Origin of the sequence: Microbacterium sp. che218 (genome assembly GCF_040436305.1) — a bacterium.
Taxonomy (GTDB): domain Bacteria; phylum Actinomycetota; class Actinomycetes; order Actinomycetales; family Microbacteriaceae; genus Microbacterium; species Microbacterium algihabitans.
Genome location: NZ_AP031501.1, coordinates 3,175,068 through 3,190,578, shown reverse-complemented (window position 1 = coordinate 3,190,578; position 15,511 = coordinate 3,175,068). Strand labels below are relative to the sequence as shown.

Here is a 15,511-nt window from a genome sequence, read left to right as displayed (position 1 = left end):
CACCGTTTCATCGCTGTCAAGGGCGCGTCGCGCCCTGCACCGCGGGGTTAGGACTGAGGTCACGACCCCGTCGGGAGACGGGCATCCCCGTCGGGAGACGGAGCGAGGAGAACGACCATGATCTACGGACAGCAGAGCGGACGGCAGACGGGCTCGGTGTGGAGCATCGCGATGACCGCCGCCATGGGCAACGGCATCGGCCCGCGCTCGATCGATGAGGCGCCCCAGCCGCCGGCGACGACGCCCGCGACGAAGCGGTGGCCCTGGTCGCGCGCGCACGAGGCCGGCGAGGCGAAGGAGGTCGCGCCCCAGGCGTGATCGACCGCCCCTTCACCCGACGCGTCGGTTCCTTCCCCCGGGAGCCGGCGCGTCGGCTCGTTCACGGGGGCGAACCGGGTCGTGTCCCGGCGTTCATGCGATGGTCTCGTTGACGTAACCCACCACTCGGGGTCGAGCCTTCAGCATGGGACGACCGCGTCCGCGGTGCCCCACCCCCGGCCCCGAAGGCGACTGACGATGACTCGACCCATCCGTGTGCTCTCGCTCTACGAGGGCTTCTTCGCCGGTGGGGCGCGCATCCTCCACTCCGATGTGGTCGCCGGCCTGTCGCAGGGCGGGGCTCAGCAGCACCGTGTGCTCTCGCTCACCTCCGCGGCGCGCCGCGACGCCTCCATGCAGTTCGCCCGCGACGACACGCGCTTCCGCCGCCTGCAGCACGCGGGCGTCGTGATCGACACGTTCGACCGGATCGCGGGCGATCGTCCCCTCGCCCCCGAGGAGTTCACCGCGACGGAGCTCGCTCGGGCCGCGGCCCTGTTCACCGAGGCCGATGTCGTGCTCTCGCTCAAGGAGCAGCCGCTCAGCCTCGTCGTGGCGCTGGAGCGGGCGGGTCTGCTCCCCGACCGCCCGATCGCCGCGTGCCTGCACCGCTCCGACCCGACGCACTCCGGCCCCGCTCTGGAGTGGTTGACGGATGCCGCGGGCAGCGGCGCCGTGACCGCCACGATCTCGTGCGCCGAATCGACCTCGCTCGCTTACGCGCGCGCCGGTGTCGCCGCCCGCGAGGCGCGGGTGATCGACAACGGCATCGACACGCGACGCTTCCGCCCCGGCACGCGCGTGCAGCGTCGGCGCATCCGCGCGAGCCTTGGCATCCCCGACTCCGCCCCCGTCGTGCTGCTCGCCGCGCGGTTCGACGCGATGAAGGACCCAGGGCTCTTCCTCCGCGCCGTCGCCGCGCATGCGCGTCGCGCGCCCGGAGCGCACTACGTCATGTGCGGCTCGGGCATGACGGCCGACAACCCCGCCTTCCGCGCCCTCCGGGCCGAGAGCGGAGTGGGCGAGGCGGTGAACCTGCACGCGCTCGGGCTGCGCGAAGACATGCCCGAGCTCTACCGGATCGCCGACATCGTCGCCCTCACGAGTGCCTTCGGCGAGGCCTCGCCGCTCTGCCTCGTCGAGGGAGCGGCATCCGGAGCCGTTCCCGTCACCACCGACGTCGGCGACGCCGCGCGCATGATCGACGGGTTCGGCCTCGTGACAGCCCGCGACGAGTCGTCGATCGTGGCGGCGTGGACCCACGCCCTCGCCCACCGGCCCGCCCTGCGCGCCGCGGCCGTCGCCGCCCGCGGGCGCCTCGACCGACGACGCATGATCGACGACTACCGCGGAGCCATCGCGGGGCTGCTGTTGCCGGATCTGGTCGCCGCCTGAGGCGCTGGCACGAGAACCCGCGCACGACAACCGGTCCCCCATCCGCGCCCCGTCGGGTGAAACCGTGTCAAGGTGAGGCATGACCGCCCGCATCGTGTCGATCGGCACGGCCCTGCCCGATACCCGTGTCTCCCAGACGACATTGCGCGACCTGTTCGCCGCGCAACCCGGGTTCGACCGCAAGAGCCAGCGCCTTGTCGGCGCGGCGTTCGACGCCGCCGCCATCGACACCCGCCACGTCGTGCTGCCGCAGCTGGCGGGCACCGAGGTCGAGGGGCTCCCGGTGCGCGACGGCGACACCCTGCTCATGCCCCCGACCGGAGCGCGCAACGACGAGTACCGCCGCCGCGCGCCCGACCTCTTCGCCGCGGCCGCAGGTCGAGCGCTGTCGGGCTCGGGGTACGGGGCGGACGAGGTGACCCACGTCGTGACGGTGTCGTGCACCGGCATGTTCGCCCCCGGCCCCGACTACCACCTCGTGCGCGACCTCGGACTCTCGCCCACGGTCGAGCGCTATCACCTCGGCTTCATCGGTTGCGCGGCGGCGATTCCCGCCCTCCGCCTCGCCGCCCGCATCGTCGGCGACGACCCGGCGGCGGTCGTGCTCGTCGCATGCTGCGAGCTGTGCTCCCTGCACTGGCAGACCTCCTCACACCCCGACCAGATCGTCGCCGCCTCGGTGTTCGCCGACGGTGCGGGAGCGGCGGTCGTGGCATCCGGAGACTCCTCTCGAGACGGCCTCGACCTCGACGGCTTCGCCACCCACGTGACCGACGACGGCGAGAAGGACATGGCCTGGACCGTCGGCGACTCGGGGTTCGAGATGACCCTGACCCCCGAGGTGCCGCGCATCATCGGGCGCGAGATCTCGGCCATCGCCGACGACGTGCTGGGCGATCTCTCCGCCGTCGACGCGTGGGCCGTGCACCCGGGCGGGCGCAGCATCCTCGACCGCGTCGAGAACGCCCTGGGCCTGGATGCCACCGCCCTCGCCCCCTCGCGCGAGGTGCTGCGTCGACACGGCAACATGTCGAGCGCGACACTGCTGTTCATCCTGCGCGACCTGCTGGCCGACGCGGAGCGCGTCGAGGGCGACAGGGTGGCCGCCCTCGCATTCGGGCCGGGGCTCACGGTGGAGGCGGCGCGGCTGACGATGCGCCGCACCGGCGCGTGAGCACGCTCGCCCGGCGCGACACCGCGCTGACCGAGCTGATGGACGACCCCGACTGCGACCCCCGGGCCCTCGCCGCGACGTATCGACGGTTCGACGTGGTGAACCGTCTCGTCTCGGCATGGGGGCACGTGTACCGCACGCGGGTGCGCCCCGAGCTGCGGGCCCTCGGCCGGCCGGCGCGCGTGCTCGATCTCGGGTGCGGAGGCGGCGACGTCGTGGTGCGCCTGGCGGCGCTGGCCGTACGAGACAGACTCGAGGTGGAGTGGGTCGGCGCCGATCCCGACCCGCGCGCCCTCGAGGCCGCGTGCGAGCGCGAACGATCCGGCGTGCGGTTCGTCGCGCAGGGGTCGGACAACCTGCTGGCCGCGGGCGAGAGGTTCGACCTCGTGATCTCGAACCACGTGCTGCACCATCTCGACGCCGACGGGCTGCGGGGCTTCGCCGACGACTCTCTCGCCCTCTCACGCGGTCGCGTGCTGCACGCCGACATCGCCCGCGGACGCCTCGCCTACGCCCTGTACGCCGCGGGGATCGCCCCTCTCGCCGCCGGCACCTTCCTGCGGGTCGACGGGCTGCGCTCGATCCGTCGGAGCTATCGCGCGCCCGAGCTGGCCGCGGCCCTCGGCTCGCCCTGGCAGGTGGAGACCCCCGCGCCGTTCCGGGTGCTCGCCGTGGCTCGAGGGCGGGCGGATGCCGATGACTGAGGTGCTCGTGGTCGGCGCCGGCCCCGTGGGACTGGCGTTGGCCGCCGACCTGCGCGCGCGGGGCGTCGACGTCGCCCTCGTCGAGCGTCGCACCGAGGTCGGAGCAGGAACGCGGGCGATCGGCATCCACTCCCCCGCCCTCGCCCTGCTCGAGGCCTCGGGCGCCACCGACGGGATCCTCGAGCGAGCGGTGAGGATCGCGCGCGGAGAGGCCCGAGCCGACGGACGCCTGCTCGCCGCGATCCGCTTCGATCGCCTACGGGCGCGGCACCCGTACGTGGCGGCGCTGCCGCAGTCCGACACGATCGACGTGCTGACCGCCCTCGCCCCGCCCGCGCGGCGCGGCGTGACGGTGGAGTCGCTGCGGCAGGAGGCGGACGGCGTGCGGGTCGGCGTCGCGGGGGCTGACGACCTGCGCGCGAAGGTCGTGGTCGTGGCATCCGGATGGGCGGGACGCTCGCTCGTCTACCGCGACGGCGCCGTGCGCACCCACCACTACCCCGATCGCTACGTCATGGCCGACGTCACCGCGCCGGGAGGGCCGGTCGCCCGCGTGCACCTCGAGCGCGAGGGCGTGGTCGAGTCGTTCCCCCTCCCCGGCGGACGCAGGAGGCTCGTCGCGTGGGCCGGGCGGGAAGAGGTTCCGGATGCCGCGGCCTTCCTGCACCAGGCGGTGGCGCGTCGCACGGGGGTCGAGATCGACACCACCGGGGCGTCGAGCTTCGGCGTGCGCCGCGCGGTGGCTCCCGCACTCCGTCGCGGCCGGGTGATCGTCGTCGGCGATGCCGCGCACGAGGTGAGCCCGATCGGCGGTCAGGGTATGAACCTCGGACTGCTCGACGCCCTGACGCTCGCCCCGCTGCTCACCCCGTGGGCGCGCGGGGGCGACGGCGACGGCGTCGACCGCTGGGAGCGCGACCGCCTCGCGTCGGCCCGGCAGGCCGCGCGTCTCGCTTTCCTCAACACCCTGCTGGGCCGCGCCTCCGGCCCCTGGGCGCACGCGGCCCGTTCCGCAGCGCTCCGCACCGCCCTGCGCGGACCCGGCGGCGCGCTGTTCACCCGGGCCTACGCGATGCGCCTCGACCGCGCGGCATCCGGAACCTGAGGACCAGCTCCTAGGAGATGACGAGCTGCGCGGCCAGCAGCAGCGCCGCGAGCATCGTCAGCTGGAACACCGCACGGCCCGGAGGCCGCACCAGCACGAGCACCGCGGTGACGACCGCGACCACCGCGACGGCCGCGAAGAACACCGTCCCGACGGCATCCGCCCCACCCGACGGCCCGAGCAGCACCGCGAGCGCTCCGACCACGATCCCGGCCGCGGCGATCAGCACCGACCAGCGGGCACCGAGGCGGTGCGGCAGCCCGCGCACGCCGGTGCGGCGATCGTCCTCGAGGTCGCGCACGACGTTGGTGAGGTGCACGGCGGCGCCGAGCGCGGCTCCCGCGAGTGACGCCCATGGCGCAGCGAGCTCCGGGTCGGGGCCGGCGAGGGTCGCGAACGAGGGGAAGAGACCGAAGCTCAGCACGAACGGCACGATCGAGAACGGGGTCGACTTCACACCCGCGTTGTACGCCCAGGCCGAGGCGAGGGCGATCGCGTGCGCCGCGACGAGAGCAGCCCCCAGAGGCGCGGAGAGCAGCACGGCGAGCACGAGGGCTCCGACGGCTACGGCCAGGGCGCGCTCGGGCGTGAGCGCCCCGCCGGCGATGGGCTTGTCGGTGCGCCCGACCGCGGCATCGCGCGCGCCGTCGATCGCGTCGTTCGACAGCCCGACCGACACCTGCCCCGCGAACACCGCGACGACCAGCAGCACCAGGCGCCACGGCTCGAGCCCTGCGGCGACGCCCAGCGCGAGCGAGAGGACGGTCACGACGAGCGTGGGCCCGGGGTGGGTCGCGCCCCACAGGGCCCGCAGGGGCGACCTCGGAGTCGCGGCATCCGTCACACCTCCGACGCTACCCCGCGGTGGCGCGGGCCGGGACGTCAACCCCCGCGGCATCCGACCGGCTCCCGCCTACCGTCACGAGCGCCGGGGCAACCGCGTTCCGCCGAAGTCTCGAGGAGTCCCCGATGCCCCAGGTCGTCGTCGTCACCGGAGGGTCCCGCGGGATCGGCCGCGCCACCGCCCTGCGCTTCGCCCGGCCGGGTGCGCGCCTCGTGCTCGTGGCTCGAGACGAGGAGGCGCTCGCGTCGGCCGCGACGGATTGCCGTGCCCGCGGAGCCGAGGTGCAGACCGCGTCGATCGACCTCGCCCTCGCCGACGGACCGCAGCGCGCCGTCGACGTCGCCCTCCGACGGTTCGGGCGGATCGACGTCTGGGTGGCCTCGGCATCCGTCTTCTCGTACGGGTCGATCCAGGACACCCCCGATGCCGTGCGCGACCGGGTCATCGAGACCAACCTCACCGGCCACATGCGCGCGGCGCGGGCGGTCCTCCCGCACTTCCTCGCCCGCGGCACCGGAACGATCGTCTTCGTCGGCTCCCTGTATTCGCAGGTGGCCGGCCCGTACGTCTCGTCGTACGTCGCCGCGAAGCACGGACTGCTCGGATTCACGCGGTCGCTGCGGCAGGAGATGCTCGCGCATCGCGGCATCCGGGTGAAGATCGTGCTCCCGGCGAGCATCGACACGCCGATCTACCAGCGCGCCGCGAACGTCACCGGGCGCACGCCCTTCCCCCTGCCGCCGGTGGTGTCGGCCGACCGTGTCGCCCGGGCCGTCGTGCGGGTGACGCGCGGACCCCGACACGAGGTCGGGGTGGGAGCCGCGCAGTTCGTGACCCGCCCCCTGCAGTTCTTCGCTCCGCGCGTGTACGACCGGTTCATCCGCGTCCTGCAGCACGCGCTGGGGCTGCGGCGTCGCCCCGCCGCAGCGACCACCGGAGCCGTGCTCACCCCGCAGCACGACCCCGGCGCGGTGAGCGGGGGCTGGTCGCGCATCCCCCTGCGCCGCCCTCGCTGACCGGACCGAGAAGGACCCCGGATGCCAGGGCATCCGGGGTCCCGTGAACAGGTTCAGGCTGCCGTCTCGAAGCCCTCTCGCTGTGTGTTCTCATCGGCGACGCGGACGCCCCAGCGGTAGGCGAGCTTGCCGCCGAGCCAGCCCGAGACGCTCAGGCCCGCCGCGGCGATCGCGCTGAGGAGGAACGCCACCACCGGCACGCGCCCGAGGTCGAGCAGTCGCACGACCAGCCCGATCGAGAACAGGACCATCGCCGTGACGTTCAGCACGAGATGCGCGAGCGCCGTGCGGCGAGCAGGGGTGCCCTTCGGGATGCGTGACATGTCGAGCAGCCCGAGCACCGAGGCACCCACGGCTCCCCCGAGCCCGATGGCGATGAGCCAGCGCGAGCCCTGCGCGAACCCGCGCGGGTCGTCGGCGGCCAGACCGAGCAGGTCGAACACCAGGCTCGACGACCAGGCGCCGATGGGGATGGTCACCGCCACCGGGTGGAACGGGTGCCCGTACGGCCCCGCCACGATCGCGCGGGGCACCTTGGCCGCTCGCATCGCGGGGAAGCTCGCTCCGCTTCGCGACGCCGAGACCGTCGAGGGCCCCGGCGTCGCCGCATCCGTCCCACTCATTCCTTGTGCAGCGCGTCCTGCGCGCGCCCGGCGAGCTTCTCGACCGTGTTCGGCAGCTCGGTCGTGCCGTAGAAGCGCACATCGGGCTTCGTGGGCGGGGGCATGGGCACGCCCGCGGGAGGCTCGGGAAGGTAGGTGAAGACGCCCTCCTGGAGCGTGCGGGCGTAGACCGCGTCGGGCTTGTCGGGAGTGACGTAGTGCTGCAGTTCTTGCCGGTGGAAGTACATATCTCTCCTCACCGCGCCGGGGGGGGTGGTCGAGTGACCGGGTGGCGCGTGGGGCTACGAAACTTCGGGTTCCGCTGTTTGTGCGCGGGGGTTGTGAAGCGCCGCGACGTGGGTCACAATCGCGCGCCCGGGTCTTGGCACTCTCATGGGGTGAGTGCTAATCTGACCGCAGTTGAGCCGCGTGGACTCAACTTCACCGAACATCCGGGATGCCGAGTCCCGACCGATCGAAAAGGAGAACGACCATGGCCACCTACGACCCCTTCCGCGACCTCGACCGCCTCGCGTCGACGCTCCTCGACGCCCGCCGCGGCGGTGGTCCGCGACGGATGCCGATGGACCTCTACCGCGACGGCGACCACTACGTGCTCGCGGCGGACCTCCCCGGTGTCGACCCCGGCTCGGTCGACATCGACGTCGACGGTCAGCTGCTCACGATCCGCGCCGAGCGCACCCTCGGCTCGGGCGAGGGCGTCAAGTGGATCACGCGCGAGCGCGAGACGGCGTCGTTCGTCCGCCAGCTCAACCTCGGACAGGGCATCGACACCGACGGCATCAGCGCGTCGTACCGCAACGGCGTGCTGAGCGTGACGATCCCGGTCAGCGAGAAGGCGAAGCCCCGCCGCATCGCCGTCTCGACCGACGACCGCGACGGTGTCATCGAGGCGCACGAGAGCACGCCTCAGCTCATCGAGCAGTAACGGCGCACCGATCGAGGGGCGGTCCTGCGGGGCCGCCCCTTCCTCGCCTGCGCGCGACGACGGCGTCGCTTGTCAAGGGTCTGGCCTTCGCGCCCGTGCGATCGGAGAGTGCCGCAGTGCCCCGCCCGTCCGTCGCCGCGTGCGCGAGGGACACAGCGAAGCCCCGGGCGTCGCGAACGGGCCCGGGGCATTCAGAGGTGCGTCAGAGGTCTTCGGGGGCGAGATCGCCCTGGCCCTCTTCGCCGAGTTCGACCACACCCGGGTCCATGCCCTGCGAGTCGGTACCGGTGGACTCGGGGTGGATGTCCTCGAGCGGGATGTCGCTGTCGCCGGCCGGGATCTCGGCCGGGTCGGCACCGGTCGCGGTGGCCGGATTGATGTCGTCGGGGTCAGCGCCCTCGTCGAGCGCAGTCGTGGCGTCCCACTCCGCCTGCGCGGGGTCGAGGGAAGGGTCGGGCTCGATGGAGGTGTCGCCGTCGCGCAGCGGCTGGACGCCCGCCATGGCCGCGTCCGCGGGCGTGGGGTCGATCGATGCGTCGCTCATGGGAGGTCCTTTCGTCGCGGGTGTCGCGGAGATCCGCGACACCTTCATCCAACGCGGCGCCCTGTCGCACGCCGTGCCCCTTGACACGAGCACACCCCAGACGAGAACACGGATGCCGCGTCGACGCGCGGCGGGAGGAGTGAGATGGGTCAGGTCATGAGCGTGCGGTCGACGGGCATCGACGACGTCGACCGCGTGTGGCGACGATTCGTGCCCAGTGCGCGGCTGGAACGCGTCGACGATCGGCGCGTGTCGTTCTCGTGGGACTCGGTCGAGCTGCCCGGATTCTCGGTGGTGTCGTACGAGCTCGCGGCATCCGTCCACTCGTCGATCCGCATGGACGACCAGATCATGGCGTGCCGACTTGTGGGCGACGACGCCCGAGTCGACGCGGACGGGCGGGCCATCGACCCCCGCCGCCCCTGGCTCGGCGCCGACGGGCCCACCGAGGCCCACTGGTCGGGGTCGGCCCGCGTACGGGCTTTCCTCTTCGACCGGAGCGACGCCGAGCAGGTCGCCCGGGTGGCGTCGGGAGACGACCGGCTCGTGCTGCGACGCCTGTCTCCCTCGGCTCGCGACCGCGACGTCGCGATGCAGTGGGAGCGGAGCTTCGCGTACGTCTCGAGATCGCTGGCGGCCGTGCACGACGACCCCATCGTCGCGAGCGAGCTGCAGCGGCACGCTCTGATGGCGACCCTGAGCACCTTCCACACTCCCTACGTCGACGCGGTGCAACGCACGCACCAGCGTTCCGCCGCCCCACGCACCGTGCGCCGTGCCATCGCGCACATGGAGGCGCACGCGCGCGAACCCCTCACCCTCGAGGACATCGCCGCGGCATCCGGCATCTCGTCCCGCGGTTTGCAGCACGCGTTCCGCCGAGCCCTCGACATGACGCCGACCCAGTACCTGCGGCTGGTCCGCCTCTCGGGAGCCCACGAAGAACTCCGGGCGGGCACGGCCGTCTCGGTCGCCGACGTCGCCCGCCGCTGGGGGTTCTCGAGCGCGTCGCGATTCGCTCGGTACCACCGGGAGCACTACGGCCGGAACCCCGCGCAGATCGCGCGCATGTTCTAGGCGACGCCTTCGGTGCCGCGGTTGCGCGAGGCGTGCCGATCCGTCGTCCTCGCCCGCCCGCGATTGCACAGTGAGGGAGAGCGGGCACGGTGCCCGCGGGAGGATCACGTGGGCAAGTTCATCTACGAGGGCGGCGTTCGCAACGAGTTCGAGGACCGCCTTCTCGCGCATCTGCAGGTGGTCGTGGGCAACAAGCTCCGCCGCGGCGAACCCTTCTACTTCGTCTGGAAAGACGACGTCAGCACCGGCGGCGGACGCACGTCGGTGTGGATGCATCCGCGCGCCAACATCGTGTTCAAGTTCAACGGCGGACGTCCGCCGACTCTGAACCGGGCGTGGCTCGAGGCCCTGATGTCGACGGCCAATTCGCCGACCGGGCTCTATGTCGTGCCCGAGCCGGCCGACGACGTCGCCCCTCCCGAGTCGTACGCCTGAGCCGCCGGCGGCGTGAGGCCGAGCCTGTCAAGGCGCTGGCGGCATCTGCGCCGGTGACGCACGGTGAGACGGACGAGAGGATCCCCCATGCCCGACCCCCGTTCCGCCGTGCCCGCGCGCGCGACCCCGCGTATCGTCGTGATCGGCGGCGGCAACGCCGGACTGTCGATCGCCGGGCGCCTGCACCGCGCCCGCGTCGGAGAGATCACGGTGATTGAACCGCGCGAGAAGCACGTGTTCGCTCCCCTGCAGTCGCACATCGCCGGTGGAGCCGCGCGTGCCTCCGAGGCCGTTCGCGCCCAGGCCGACGTCATCCCGCCGGGAGTGCGGTGGCTGCGCGATGAGGCGTTCACCGTCGACGCCGACGCCCGCCGGGTGCACCTCGTGTCGGGCGGCCGCATCGACTACGACCAGCTCGTCGTGTGCGCCGGCCTCCGCATGGCGTGGGAGCAGGTTCCGGGTCTCCCCGAGGCGATGACGGATGCCGCGGGCATCTCGAACTACGACTTCGACCTGGCGGCGAAGGCGTCGCCCGCGCTCCGCGACTTCCGCGGCGGCACGGTGGTCTTCACGCAGCCTCCGGAGCCCGCATCGTGCGGGGCCGCCGCGCAGAAGCCGATGTACCTCGCATGCGACTGGTGGCGCTCGATCGGGGTGAGGGACGGCATTCGAGTCGTCTTCGTGTGCCCCGACCCCGTGCCCTTCGGCATCCCCGCGATCGACCGCGAACTGCAGCGCAAGCTCGACGAGTACGGCATCGAGGTGCGGTACAGCCGGGAGCTTCGAGCGGTGGATGCCGCGGCGCGAACGGTGACGATCGGTCACGGCGACGCCGAGGAGACGATCGCGTACGACCTGCTGCACGCCGTCCCGCCGCAGCGGGCGCCCGAGTGGATCGCCGGCAGCGGCCTGGCGGCCCCGGACGACCCGCACGGCTTCGTCGACGTCGATCCCGAGACGTTCCAGCACACACGGCATCCGGAGATCTGGGCCCTCGGCGATGCCGCGACCGTCGCGACGCGCCGCTCGGGCGGGGCGATCCGCCAGCAGGCCAAGGCGCTGGTGAAGAACATGACGGCCGTTCTCGCCGGGCGCACGCCGACGGCGAAATACAACGGGTACAGCGTGGTGCCGTTCACGGTGTCGCGCGGCACCGTCGTGTTCGCGGAGTTCGACCGCCAGGGGCGCCTGCAGCCGAGCGTCCCGTTCTGGCGCTCGCTGTATCGCGAGCGACGACTTTCGTGGATCGCCGACCGCCGCGTGCTGCCGTGGGTCTACTGGCACCTGATCCTGCGCGGCCGCGCCTGACCGCCGCCTCTCTCACGCATAAACGCGTCGGGAGCGTTTATGCGTGGGCCCGAGGGGTCGGCGCGCGACTCCGCGGCCGCGTATAGGCCACGATGCGCGATCCCTCAACCCCCGGGCCGTGGATGGGTCGGCGCACGAAGACTGGGGGCAGCCCCGGAAGACACACAGGAAGAGGACACCATGGCCCAGGTCATCGAAACCATCGACGTCGACGTTCCCGTTCGCGTCGCCTACAACCAGTGGACGCAGTTCGAGGAGTTCCCCCACTTCATGAGCTTCGTGGAGTCCATCACGCAGAAGTCCGACACCCTCACGCACTGGAAGGTCAAGATTGCCGGAGCCGAGCGCGAGTTCGACGCCGAGATCACCGAGCAGCACCCCGATGAGCGCGTCGCGTGGAACAGCGTGGGCGGCGACGAGAACCACGCCGGCGTCGTGACCTTCCACCGTCTGTCCGACACCGAGACGCGTGTCACGGTGCAGATCGACTGGGCTCCCACCGGCGTCCTCGAGAAGCTCGGTGCCGCCTTCGGCGCCGACGACCACTCGGTGAAGAAGGACCTCGACAACTTCAAGAAGTACATCGAGTCGCGCGGAACCGAGTCGGGCGCCTGGCGCGGCGACGTCAGCTGACGTCACCTTCCGAACGAAAAGCCGGGCTCGTCCACACGGACGGGCCCGGCTTTCGTCATGTCGGTCTCACCACTGCGGGTGGATCTCCGCCCGCAGACGCCGGTCGTACACGTCGCGCACGAGCGCGTCGAAAGCCGCGAGGTCGAAGCCGCCGTCGATCAGATCGGCCGCGGCGGCGTTCGCGGTGGCCTGCTGCACCGACCGGGCTCCCGGGATCACCGAGGTGATGCCTTCGCGCGACGCGATCCAGGCCAGCGTCGCCGCCGGCAGCGTCACGCCCTCGGGCAGGGCGTTCTTGAGCTCGTCGGCGGCCGCCACTCCCTCGTCGAAGGGCACGCCCGAGAAGGTCTCGCCCTTGTTGAAGGCCTCGCCGTTGCGGTTGTACGTGCGGTGGTCGTCCTTGTCGAACGTGGTGTCGTGCGTGTATTTGCCCGACAGCAGACCGCTCGCCAGGGGCACGCGCGCGAGCACGGCCACGTTCTTCTCGGCCGCGAGCGGCAGCACCTCGTCGAGGGGCTTGAGGCGGAACGGGTTGAGGATGATCTGCAGGTTGGTCAGGTTTGGCCGCTGGAGGGCCGACAGGGCCTGATCCATCGTCTCGACCGAAGCGCCGTACGCGGCGATGACCCCTTCGGCGACGAGCTGGTCGAGGGCATCCCAGGTCGAATCGTCGTCGATGACCGCCGACGGCGGGCAGTGCAGCTGCACGAGGTCGAGGGTGTCGGTGCCGAGCAGGCGCCGCGAGCGGTCGAGCCAGCCGCGGAAGTTCTCGATCGTGTAGTTCTCGGGCACCTGGTCTTCACGGCGGCCCATCTTCGTCGCGACGGTGATGCCCGCGGCATCCGTGCTCCGAAGGAACTTCCCGATGATTTCTTCGCTGCGACCGTCGCCGTAGACGTCGGCGGTGTCGAAGAGCGTGACGCCGGCGTCGGCCGAGGCCGCGAGCACCGACAGGGCCTCGTCTTCACTCACCCCGCCCCAGTCGGGGCCGAGCTGCCAGGTGCCGAGGCCGATCGCCGAGACCTCGCGGCCGGTACGGGAGAGGGGACGCTGCTGCATTGCGGTTCCTTTCGAAGCTGCTCCGAGCCTACCCAGGGGCTCCGACATGGCCGGCCGCACGCTCCGGATGCCGCGACCCGGTGACGCGCAACCCCGGCCCACCCCGATGGATCGGCGCCTAGCGTGGCGGCACACCGACGGAAGGAACACCATGGACAGCGCCGCCGACCACCTGCCCGGAACCGACGAGGAAAATCTCGTTCCCGAATCCGACGGTCTCGCCGCCGACGTGCCCGCGGGCGCCGCCGGCGCCGACACGGGCGCCGTGGGCGCCGCGCGCATCGACCCCGACGACGAGGCGCGCGTGCAGGGCATCTCGAGCCAGAACGACCTGCCGGGGGTCGGCACACGCGACGCCGACGGAGAGCGCGAACACGGCGGCGACGGCGGCTCGACCTCGCGTCACACCGAAGACGTCGAGACCGCAGACGCCGACCACATGGTCGACGACTCGGCCGAGAAGACGCCGGCCTCGCCCGCGCCCGGCGGCGAGGGACCCGAGCCGCACGTCGACGCCGACGACCCGATCGCGAAGTTCCAGCCGGGGGTCGGTCGCGATTCGGCGGCCTCGAGCCGCATCGCGCAGACGCTGCCCGACCCCGACCGGGCCTGACGACCGCGGCGGAGCGGCCGGGAGAGCCGGTCGCCCCGCGCGTGCGGCGCGGTCCCTTCGACAGGCTCAGGGACCTTCTGCGGGCTCGGGGGCCTTCCAGGGGTTCGGGCCCTTCGACAGGCTCAGGGACCTTCTGCGGGCTCGGGGACCTTCCAGGGGTTCGGGCCCTTCGACAGGCTCAGGGACCTTCTGCGGGCTCGGGGACCTTCCGGGGGTTCGGGCCCTTCGACAGGCTCAGGGACCTTCTGCGGGCTCGGGGACCTTCATGCGGGTTCGGGCCCTTCGACAGGCTCAGGGACCTTCTGCGGGCTCGAGGACCTTCCAGGGGTTCGGGCCCTTCGACAGGCTCAGGGGCCTCTGCGGGGCGCTGCGCTCAGTGCGCGAGGCGCAGGGCGTCTTCGGCGAGGTGGAAGAAGTCCCGCGTCGCGCCGGTGACCGCCGCGGCATCCGCCGACGACATCATCAGCACCACGACCGCCTCGCCGTCGTCGTCGCGCACGAACCAGCTGCCGGTCACGACGCCCCGGCTCGAACCGCCCTTGAAGGCCACGTACGGCCACGTGCTCACGTCGAGGCCCTGCCCCGGGTTCTCGCTCAGGATGCCGAGCACCTCGGCGTCGCCCGTCTGCTGCAGCGCTCGGTGCACCCCGGCGACATCCGCGGCCGAGGCGAACCAGTCGAAGCCGTCCTGCCACGTGGGCGCGACGACCGCCGCACCGTCGACCGCGAGCGGCGCGGCGTCGATGCGGTCGAGCAGAGCACGCTTGCCCGCGACGTCGGCGGCGGCCCACTCCTCGCGGAGCGCCGGATCCCCCCAGCCGAGGGTGAACAGCTCCTTCGTCGAGACGAACGGCACCAGCACCGCGGGGTCGGCATGTCCACTGCGCGCGACCGCCGCCTCGACTCTCTCGCGGCCCAGTCGGCCGATCAACAGATCGGTCGCGGTGTTGTCGCTGATGCGGATCATCGCCGAGGCGGCTTCGCGCACCGTCACCTCGGTGCCGGTCGGTTCGTCCTGCAACTCGCCGGAGGGGAGGCTGCGGTCGGCGTCGCCGAGTACGAGCACCTCGTCCCACGACAGGTCGCCGGATGCCACGGCATCCGCCACCGCGAGCAGCACGTACAGCTTGAACACCGACGCGAGCGGGGCCGGTCGTGCGCTGTCGATCTCGAGCATCTCGTCGTCACCGCTGACCACCAGCGCGCTGACGTCGCCCGGCAGGGCGCGCAGGCGCTCCTCGACCTGGTCGAGCGAGGTGGAGGGCTCCCAGGGCGTGGCGACCGGGCCGAAGATCATGCCGGTGATGCGGTCGTCCGCGTCGATCGAGAGGGTCAGGTCGAAGGGGTCGCCCAGGCTCCCGGCGACGGTGGCGAGCGCCTGGGTGTCGGTGCCCTGGTAGGCCGTGACGGTGAAGGGGGCCGCGGGCCGGATCTGCCGATTGAGCAGCTCGGCGACCTGCTCCGCCGACACCTGCTTCTGGAAGTCCTCGTGCAGCACGCGGGCCCAGGTTCCGGGCGTCGCGTCGTCTTCGGCCTCGAGCTGTTCGAGGACCCATGACATGCGCTCCCCCACTGCGGTGGCGGGGACGTCGACGGAGGCCGCGCGACTCGCGCGGGACTCGGGGGCCGCGCTCGTGCACGCGGCGAGCGCGGCGACGGCGAGGACGGACAGGGCGGCGGCGAAGCGACGGGCGAGAGTCACGGTGGTCCTTCCGGGGGGCGGGGATGCCTCCAC

General features: G+C 72.4%; 17 protein-coding genes and 1 pseudogene. 12 read left to right on the top strand and 6 right to left on the bottom strand.

The genetic code is table 11. The features are described from left to right. Positions 1–117 precede the first annotated feature (117 nt). The 5 genes from ABXS86_RS15050 (at position 118) to ABXS86_RS15030 (ending at position 4,696) form a co-directional block, all read left to right on the top strand. Positions 118–318, top strand: coding sequence for a hypothetical protein (locus ABXS86_RS15050; RefSeq protein WP_251508796.1), 201 nt, complete (start codon positions 118–120; stop codon positions 316–318). Positions 319–516: 198 nt separating this feature from the next. Further along, a complete protein-coding gene (locus ABXS86_RS15045; protein WP_353664992.1) occupies positions 517–1,713 on the top strand; it encodes a glycosyltransferase in 1,197 nt (398 codons plus the stop codon). A gap of 79 nt (positions 1,714–1,792) precedes the next feature. After that, positions 1,793–2,887 (top strand): type III polyketide synthase, encoded by a 1,095-nt coding sequence (locus ABXS86_RS15040; RefSeq protein ID WP_307213185.1) that lies wholly within the window; start codon positions 1,793–1,795, stop codon positions 2,885–2,887. Positions 2,888–2,925: 38 nt separating this feature from the next. Beyond that, positions 2,926–3,591, top strand: a complete 666-nt coding sequence (locus ABXS86_RS15035) for a methyltransferase domain-containing protein (protein WP_353666254.1) — start codon at positions 2,926–2,928, stop codon at positions 3,589–3,591. Beyond that, the gene (locus ABXS86_RS15030) at positions 3,578–4,696 is read left to right on the top strand and encodes an FAD-dependent oxidoreductase (RefSeq protein WP_353664991.1); all 1,119 of its coding nucleotides are present in this window, start codon (positions 3,578–3,580) and stop codon (positions 4,694–4,696) included. The genes ABXS86_RS15035 and ABXS86_RS15030 overlap by 14 nt, the downstream gene beginning before the upstream one ends. 10 nt (positions 4,697–4,706) lie before the next feature. Here ABXS86_RS15030 and ABXS86_RS15025 read toward each other — a convergent pair whose 3' ends face one another. After that, positions 4,707–5,540, bottom strand: coding sequence for a UbiA family prenyltransferase (locus ABXS86_RS15025; protein ID WP_353664990.1), 834 nt, complete (start codon positions 5,538–5,540; stop codon positions 4,707–4,709). Between the two features lie 125 nt (positions 5,541–5,665). Between ABXS86_RS15025 and ABXS86_RS15020 the strand changes: the two genes are divergently transcribed. Then, a complete protein-coding gene (locus ABXS86_RS15020; RefSeq protein ID WP_353664989.1) occupies positions 5,666–6,556 on the top strand; it encodes an SDR family NAD(P)-dependent oxidoreductase in 891 nt (296 codons plus the stop codon). A gap of 53 nt (positions 6,557–6,609) precedes the next feature. Here ABXS86_RS15020 and ABXS86_RS15015 read toward each other — a convergent pair whose 3' ends face one another. Then, complete coding sequence (locus tag ABXS86_RS15015; RefSeq protein WP_353664988.1) at positions 6,610–7,104, bottom strand: DUF2231 domain-containing protein; 495 nt, start codon at positions 7,102–7,104, stop codon at positions 6,610–6,612. A gap of 71 nt (positions 7,105–7,175) precedes the next feature. Then, positions 7,176–7,328, bottom strand: a pseudogene (locus tag ABXS86_RS15010) (manganese catalase family protein); the annotation flags it as partial. A 323-nt stretch (positions 7,329–7,651) separates the two neighbouring features. Here ABXS86_RS15010 and ABXS86_RS15005 point away from each other — a divergent pair. Then, positions 7,652–8,107: an Hsp20/alpha crystallin family protein gene (locus ABXS86_RS15005; protein ID WP_307213195.1), complete on the top strand. Its 456-nt coding sequence runs from the start codon at positions 7,652–7,654 to the stop codon at positions 8,105–8,107. A gap of 202 nt (positions 8,108–8,309) precedes the next feature. Here the strand turns inward: ABXS86_RS15005 and ABXS86_RS15000 are convergent, their stop codons facing one another. Then, the gene (locus ABXS86_RS15000) at positions 8,310–8,651 is read right to left on the bottom strand and encodes a sugar ABC transporter ATPase (protein WP_353664987.1); all 342 of its coding nucleotides are present in this window, start codon (positions 8,649–8,651) and stop codon (positions 8,310–8,312) included. A gap of 156 nt (positions 8,652–8,807) precedes the next feature. On the opposite strand from ABXS86_RS15000, the gene ABXS86_RS14995 reads away from it, so the two are divergent. The 4 genes from ABXS86_RS14995 to ABXS86_RS14980 all read left to right on the top strand — a co-directional run bounded on the left by ABXS86_RS14995 (position 8,808) and on the right by ABXS86_RS14980 (position 12,104). Continuing rightward, positions 8,808–9,728: a helix-turn-helix transcriptional regulator gene (locus tag ABXS86_RS14995; protein WP_353664986.1), complete on the top strand. Its 921-nt coding sequence runs from the start codon at positions 8,808–8,810 to the stop codon at positions 9,726–9,728. A 108-nt stretch (positions 9,729–9,836) separates the two neighbouring features. Next, positions 9,837–10,163: an ATP-dependent DNA ligase gene (locus tag ABXS86_RS14990; RefSeq protein ID WP_307213201.1), complete on the top strand. Its 327-nt coding sequence runs from the start codon at positions 9,837–9,839 to the stop codon at positions 10,161–10,163. A gap of 87 nt (positions 10,164–10,250) precedes the next feature. Next, complete coding sequence (locus ABXS86_RS14985; protein WP_353664985.1) at positions 10,251–11,471, top strand: NAD(P)/FAD-dependent oxidoreductase; 1,221 nt, start codon at positions 10,251–10,253, stop codon at positions 11,469–11,471. A gap of 180 nt (positions 11,472–11,651) precedes the next feature. Further along, a complete protein-coding gene (locus tag ABXS86_RS14980; protein ID WP_353664984.1) occupies positions 11,652–12,104 on the top strand; it encodes an SRPBCC family protein in 453 nt (150 codons plus the stop codon). 66 nt (positions 12,105–12,170) lie between these two features. On the opposite strand, the gene ABXS86_RS14975 is transcribed toward ABXS86_RS14980, so the two are convergent. Beyond that, entirely contained in the window at positions 12,171–13,163 is a 993-nt protein-coding gene (locus tag ABXS86_RS14975) for an aldo/keto reductase (RefSeq protein ID WP_353664983.1), read from the bottom strand. A 151-nt stretch (positions 13,164–13,314) separates the two neighbouring features. Here ABXS86_RS14975 and ABXS86_RS14970 point away from each other — a divergent pair, with 151 nt between their 5' ends. Then, positions 13,315–13,776: a hypothetical protein gene (locus ABXS86_RS14970; protein WP_353664982.1), complete on the top strand. Its 462-nt coding sequence runs from the start codon at positions 13,315–13,317 to the stop codon at positions 13,774–13,776. A 373-nt stretch (positions 13,777–14,149) separates the two neighbouring features. Here ABXS86_RS14970 and ABXS86_RS14965 read toward each other — a convergent pair whose 3' ends face one another. Then, positions 14,150–15,478, bottom strand: coding sequence for a Cpe/LpqF family protein (locus tag ABXS86_RS14965; RefSeq protein WP_353664981.1), 1,329 nt, complete (start codon positions 15,476–15,478; stop codon positions 14,150–14,152). Positions 15,479–15,511: the final 33 nt, after the last annotated feature.

Coding starts and splice junctions, on each gene's coding strand:
- ABXS86_RS15050 (WP_251508796.1), top strand. CDS start 118: ATGATCTACGGACAGCAGAGCGGACGGCAGACGGGCTCGGTGTGGAGC.
- ABXS86_RS15045 (WP_353664992.1), top strand. CDS start 517: ATGACTCGACCCATCCGTGTGCTCTCGCTCTACGAGGGCTTCTTCGCC.
- ABXS86_RS15040 (WP_307213185.1), top strand. CDS start 1,793: ATGACCGCCCGCATCGTGTCGATCGGCACGGCCCTGCCCGATACCCGT.
- ABXS86_RS15035 (WP_353666254.1), top strand. CDS start 2,926: ATGGACGACCCCGACTGCGACCCCCGGGCCCTCGCCGCGACGTATCGA.
- ABXS86_RS15030 (WP_353664991.1), top strand. CDS start 3,578: ATGCCGATGACTGAGGTGCTCGTGGTCGGCGCCGGCCCCGTGGGACTG.
- ABXS86_RS15020 (WP_353664989.1), top strand. CDS start 5,666: ATGCCCCAGGTCGTCGTCGTCACCGGAGGGTCCCGCGGGATCGGCCGC.
- ABXS86_RS15015 (WP_353664988.1), bottom strand. CDS start 7,104: ATGCGAGCGGCCAAGGTGCCCCGCGCGATCGTGGCGGGGCCGTACGGG.
- ABXS86_RS15005 (WP_307213195.1), top strand. CDS start 7,652: ATGGCCACCTACGACCCCTTCCGCGACCTCGACCGCCTCGCGTCGACG.
- ABXS86_RS15000 (WP_353664987.1), bottom strand. CDS start 8,651: ATGAGCGACGCATCGATCGACCCCACGCCCGCGGACGCGGCCATGGCG.
- ABXS86_RS14995 (WP_353664986.1), top strand. CDS start 8,808: ATGAGCGTGCGGTCGACGGGCATCGACGACGTCGACCGCGTGTGGCGA.
- ABXS86_RS14985 (WP_353664985.1), top strand. CDS start 10,251: ATGCCCGACCCCCGTTCCGCCGTGCCCGCGCGCGCGACCCCGCGTATC.
- ABXS86_RS14980 (WP_353664984.1), top strand. CDS start 11,652: ATGGCCCAGGTCATCGAAACCATCGACGTCGACGTTCCCGTTCGCGTC.
- ABXS86_RS14975 (WP_353664983.1), bottom strand. CDS start 13,163: ATGCAGCAGCGTCCCCTCTCCCGTACCGGCCGCGAGGTCTCGGCGATC.
- ABXS86_RS14970 (WP_353664982.1), top strand. CDS start 13,315: ATGGACAGCGCCGCCGACCACCTGCCCGGAACCGACGAGGAAAATCTC.